The sequence below is a fragment of the Trebonia sp. genome, assembly GCF_049794275.1.
Classification (GTDB): domain Bacteria; phylum Actinomycetota; class Actinomycetes; order Streptosporangiales; family Streptosporangiaceae; genus Trebonia.
In genome coordinates this window covers 1-4,907 of the sequence record NZ_JBARCR010000606.1, presented here as the reverse complement: position 1 = coordinate 4,907, position 4,907 = coordinate 1, and the positions used below count along the sequence as shown (strand labels likewise).

The 4,907-nt window shown below is 67.9% G+C and carries 8 protein-coding genes; 6 read left to right on the top strand and 2 right to left on the bottom strand.

What is annotated here, in order from left to right:
• The 3 genes from WA805_RS16390 to WA805_RS16380 form a co-directional block, all read left to right on the top strand.
• Positions 1-750 (top strand): LysM peptidoglycan-binding domain-containing protein (locus WA805_RS16390; protein WP_425242760.1); only part of this gene is annotated, 750 nt, incomplete at its 5' end.
• 115 nt (positions 751-865) lie between these two features.
• Positions 866-1,312 (top strand): hypothetical protein, encoded by a 447-nt coding sequence (locus WA805_RS16385; protein ID WP_422274432.1) that lies wholly within the window; start codon positions 866-868, stop codon positions 1,310-1,312.
• Positions 1,313-1,317: 5 nt separating this feature from the next.
• Positions 1,318-1,683 (top strand): DUF5615 family PIN-like protein, encoded by a 366-nt coding sequence (locus tag WA805_RS16380; protein WP_422289820.1) that lies wholly within the window; start codon positions 1,318-1,320, stop codon positions 1,681-1,683.
• Here the strand turns inward: WA805_RS16380 and rnhA are convergent.
• Entirely contained in the window at positions 1,680-2,126 is a 447-nt protein-coding gene (rnhA, locus tag WA805_RS16375; RefSeq protein WP_422274436.1) for a ribonuclease HI, read from the bottom strand. The genes WA805_RS16380 and rnhA overlap by 4 nt on opposite strands.
• 144 nt (positions 2,127-2,270) lie before the next feature.
• Between rnhA and ppk2 the strand changes: the two genes are divergently transcribed.
• Entirely contained in the window at positions 2,271-3,212 is a 942-nt protein-coding gene (ppk2, locus tag WA805_RS16370; protein WP_424564749.1) for a polyphosphate kinase 2, read from the top strand.
• Positions 3,213-3,214: 2 nt separating this feature from the next.
• Positions 3,215-3,841: a pyridoxamine 5'-phosphate oxidase family protein gene (locus WA805_RS16365; protein ID WP_422274440.1), complete on the top strand. Its 627-nt coding sequence runs from the start codon at positions 3,215-3,217 to the stop codon at positions 3,839-3,841.
• On the opposite strand, the gene WA805_RS16360 is transcribed toward WA805_RS16365, so the two are convergent.
• Positions 3,820-4,422 carry a Maf family protein gene (locus WA805_RS16360; RefSeq protein ID WP_422274442.1) on the bottom strand — a complete coding sequence of 201 codons (603 nt, stop codon included), beginning with the start codon at positions 4,420-4,422 and terminating at the stop codon, positions 3,820-3,822. The genes WA805_RS16365 and WA805_RS16360 overlap by 22 nt on opposite strands.
• A 46-nt stretch (positions 4,423-4,468) precedes the next feature.
• Between WA805_RS16360 and WA805_RS16355 the strand changes: the two genes are divergently transcribed.
• Positions 4,469-4,765, top strand: coding sequence for an EthD family reductase (locus WA805_RS16355; RefSeq protein WP_422274444.1), 297 nt, complete (start codon positions 4,469-4,471; stop codon positions 4,763-4,765).
• Positions 4,766-4,907: the final 142 nt, after the last annotated feature.

Below are 4,907 nucleotides of genomic sequence, written 5' to 3'. Positions count from 1 at the left end.
CAGCGGCAGGGCGCGACGGCGACGCTCGACTCGGACTCGGCGCACGCCGTCCTCGTCAGCAGCACCTCGACGGCGCGGCACGCCGCGACGACTGGCCCGGCGAGCAACACGCACTACAAGGTCAAGTCCGGTGACACGCTGTCCGGGATCGCCGAGCACTACTACCACAAGGCAGCCGACTGGCAGTGGCTCTACCACGAGAACGACAAGACCGTCTCGGACCCCAACCTGATCTACCCGGGTGAGACCCTGTTCGTTCCGTCCGACCCGCCCGCGAACTTCACGCTCAGCAGCTACGTCCCGAAGCACGCCAAGCCGGCCGCTCCGGTGGTGACCACGAGCACCAGTCACCACAGTGACAGCAGCGGGAGCGGCAGCCACTCCAGCGGCGGCACCGTCACCGTCCAGGCCGCCACGCAGGGCAGCCACACCAGCTCGCACGGCGGGTCAGGCTCGCTGAGCGGCACGCTCGGCTGCTCAGGCCTGGAGCAGCTGTGGGACGCCGCGGGCGGCAACCCGTCGCACGCGTTCATGGCGGCCGAGATCGCGATGGCCGAGTCCGGCGGCAACCAGTACGCTCTCAGCCCGACCGACGACTTCGGGTACTGGCAGATCAATGCCTCCAACGGCTCGCTGGCCACCTACAACGCCCTCGGCAATGCCAGGTCCGCGATCATCCTGTCCGACGACGGCACCAACTGGTCCCCGTGGACCACGTACACCGCCGGCCTGTACGTCGGCCGCTGCTAAGCCTCTTCCGCCCGCGCAGGCCGTCCGCCATTCCGGCGGGCGGCCTGCTTGCTTATTAGCAGGCTAGGCGAACTTCTAGCTGGACGTAGCGACTCCAATAAACTACATTGTAGTCATGCCGAAGAAGAACCCGACTCCCGTGCGTTTCGACATGGTGGTAGCCGACCGGCTCGCCGCGTTTGTCTCCATTAACCACGGGCTGTCGCTGTCGGCAGCGGCCAACATGCTGGTAGACGAGGGGCTTCGCATGATGGAACACCCCGGCGTGATCTTCAGGACCGGCCCGACCGGACGGCGGGCCGGCCTAGCCGCCGGACCGGACGTGTGGGAGGTCGTGCGGGCGGTCAGGTCAGCGCGCACCGCAGAGCCCGATCTCGGTGAGCGGGAGCTTCTCACGATGGTCTCCGAGAACACCGGGGTTCCCGTGCGGCTGATCCGCGTGGCGACCGGCTACTGGGCCTCATATCCCGACGAGATTGACGCCGAGGTGGCCGCGGCCGACGCTGCCGAGGAGAACGCCGAGCGGGCCTGGCACCGCGAACAAGAGCTCCTGGCCGGGTAGCGCCGGTGCCTCGCCGGCTGCTCCTTGACGAGATGTTCCCTGGATCGATGGCGGAACAGTTGTGCGCCAAGGGACACGACGTCCGGGCGGTCGTGACCAGCCCCGAGTTCACCGGGCTGCCCGATGAAGAAATCCTCATCGGCGCGACCGAGGCAGGACGATCGCTGGTCACGGCGAACATCAAGGACTTCATGTCGCTCCACGCGCGGTACCGAGCAGCCAACCGGCCGCACGCAGGGCTGATCCTGGTCAGCACCAAGACCTTCCCGCAAAACCGCGCGTTCGTAGCCGCTGTCACGAGCGCGCTCAACTCCCTGCTAGCGACCGAAGCCGCTTCAGCCGGAGAGGTAGTCTTCTTGCCCCGGGCCTAGCGGGCGGCGGCGAGGGCTTCGGCGATGCCCTCCCTGGCGAGTTCGTCGGCACGCTCGTTGCCCGGGTCCCCGTTGTGTCCCTTGACCCATCGCCAGGTGATCTCGTGCGGGGCCATCGCCTTGACCAGGTGCTGCCACAGGTCCAGGTTCTTCACCGGCTGCCGGCCGGCCGTCCGCCACCCGTTGCGCTGCCAGCCGGGGAGCCACTTGGTGATCCCGTCGAGCACGTACCGGCTATCGGTGTACAGCGTGACCGTCGCCGGGCGGTTCAGCGCCTCCAGCGCCGAGATCACGGCCGTCAGCTCCATGCGGTTGTTCGTCGACAGCGGGTCGCTGCCGTGCAGTTCCCGCACCGCGCTCCCGTACCGCAGCACGGCACCCCAGCCGCCGGGTCCCGGGTTCCCGCTGCATGCCCCGTCGGTATAGATCACGGCCTCACCCATGCCGCACAGGCTACGCGAGTAACAGAGCGGGGAGAGGACGCACGGTCCGTTCCGGTAAATGGGAGAGAACCGGCGCCGGCGTACGGCCAAACAGCAACCCCAGCCCGTGACCTGGCCCGGTTGATGTGTTCTGCTATAAGCGTGATGAGAGAGCTGCCTTCGCCTGGGTCCACGGACCCGGAGGACCTCGCGGTCCTCGCCGGGCTGACCGTGGAAGACACCGACGACGACGACCCCGTGCTGCTCTGGGCGGACGGCACCCCCGTCGACACCTGGCGCGAGGACTATCCGTACGAAGAGCGGATGTCGCGCGACTACTACGAGCACGCCAAGCGGCTGCTGCAGATCGAGCTGGTCAAGCTGCAGAACTGGGTCAAGGACACCGGCCAGCGGATCGTCATCGTCTTCGAGGGCAGGGACGCGGCGGGCAAAGGCGGCACGATCAAGCGGTTCACCGAGCACCTGAACCCGCGCGGCGCGACCGTCGTCGCGCTGGAGAAGCCAACGGAGCGCGAGCGGACCCAGTGGTACTTCCAGCGGTACGTGACGCACCTGCCTGGCGCCGGGGAGATCGTGATGTTCGACCGGTCCTGGTACAACAGGGCCGGAGTCGAGCGGGTGATGGGGTTCTGCACGCCTGACGAGTACGCCGAGTTCATGCGCGAGGCGCCGGACTTCGAGCGGATGCTGGTGAACTCGGGGCTGTCGCTGACGAAGTTCTGGTTCTCTGTGACGCGAAGCGAGCAGCGGACCAGGTTCGTGATCAGGCAGGTCGACCCTGTCCGGCAGTGGAAGCTGTCGCCGATGGACATCCTGTCCCTGGACAAATGGGACGAGTACACCGAGGCCAAGGAGGCGACGTTCTTCTACACCGACTCGGAGCACGCGCCGTGGACGGTGGTGAAGAGCAACGACAAGAAGCGCGCCAGGCTCGAGGCGATGCGGCACATCCTCGAGCAGTTCGATTACGACGGAAAGGACGAGGAAGTCGTCGGCAAGCCCGACAGCAAGATAATCGGGTCGCCGTCGCTGCTGTCCGAGAAGCCGTCCGCGCAGTCCTTTATACGCTCCTTTATACCCTTGTGAGCATGAACGTCACGGAGATCACCAGCGAAGCGGAACTCCGCGAAGTGCTCGGCGGGTTTCCCGCGGGCCGCGCGGTGACGAAGGTGCGGCGGCAACTGCACCCGACGCAGATCGAATGGCTGAAGGCGTCGCCGTTCTGCGTGCTCGCGACGTCGGACGCCGCGGGGAACTGCGACGCGTCGCCCAAGGGCGACCCGGCCGGGCACCTTGTCCACGTGCTCGATCCCCGCACCGTGGCGATCGCCGAGCGCCCCGGCAACAAGCGTGCCGACGGCTACCTCAACATCCTCGCCAACCCGCACGTCGGGATCATCTCGCTGATCCCCGGCCGGAACGACACGCTGCGCATCAACGGGCGCGCCCGGCTGGTGCGGGACGCGCCCTTCTTCGACGACCTCGCGGTGCGCGGGCAGCGCCCGGTGCTGGCGCTGGTGGTGGAGATCGATCAGGTGTTCTCGCACTGCCCCAAGGCGTTCATGCGGTCCGAGCTGTGGGAACCAGAGAGCTGGAAACCCGACGCGCTGCCGTCGATCGCGGCACTGTGCAAGGCGGCGCAGGACACACCCGAGACGGTCGCGGAACTTGAGGAGTACTACGCGCCGGACAGCTACGCCAAGCGGCTGTACTGACCCCACAGCGCGGGGATCGTGACGTCCAGGTCGAGCAGCAGCCCGCGAAGCAACGGCAGGGAGATGCCGATCACGTTGTTGTGATCGCCGTCGATGGAGTCGACGAACCAGCCGCCGAGGCCTTCGATCGTGAACGCGCCCGCCATGCTGAGCGGTTCGCCCGTGGCGACGTAGGCGTCAATCTCCTCGTCCGCCGGGGTGCCGAAGCGCACCGTGGTCGTGGCCACCGCCGCCGCGCGGCGCCCGGTGGCGACGTCGATCACGCAGTGCCCCGTGCACAGCGTGCCGGACTTTCCCGCCATCTGGTGCCAGCGGGCGACGGCCTCCTGCGGCGACGCGGGCTTGCCGTACGGGCGCCCGTCCAAGTCGAGCAGCGAGTCACAGCCGATAACCAGGCCGTCAGTGAGCGATGCGGCGACCGCGGCGGCCTTGGCCGCGGCAAGCATGCCGGTGAGTTCCGCCGTGGTGGGTGCGTCGAAGGCGTCCTCGTCGACGCCGCTGACGATGACCTGCGGATCGAGGCCGGCGGCGCGCAGCACCGCGAGCCTGGCGGGGGAAGCGGAAGCCAGAACGACACGCACTCGTCAGACCTTACGCGCCACGGGTCCTGGCCGTAGCATCAGTGCCATGGTGCGACTCCTTGTTCTGTACAACCCGCCAGAAGACGCCGTGGCCTTCGACAAGTACTACAACGAGATCCACATACCGCTGGCCAAGCAGCTGCCCGGGCTGGTCAGGTACACGATCAGCAGGAACCTCGCGGCGAACGCGCAGTACTACCTGATCGCCGAGCTTGACTGGGCGGACATGGCGTCCGCGCAAGCCGCGCTGCGCTCGCCGGTAGGCGCGGCGTGCGCCGCCGACGTGGCCAAGTTCGCGACCACCGGCGCGCCCAGCCTGCTGTTCGAGGTCGCCGAGGTCTGATGCGCTTCGGCCTTGTGGGCACCGGCCACTGGGCCAGGATCGCGCACGCACCCGCCCTCGCGTCCACTCCCGGCGTCTCGCTGGCCGCGGTCTGGGGACGGAACACCGGCGCCGCCCGGTCGCTGGCCGCCGAGTATGGCGC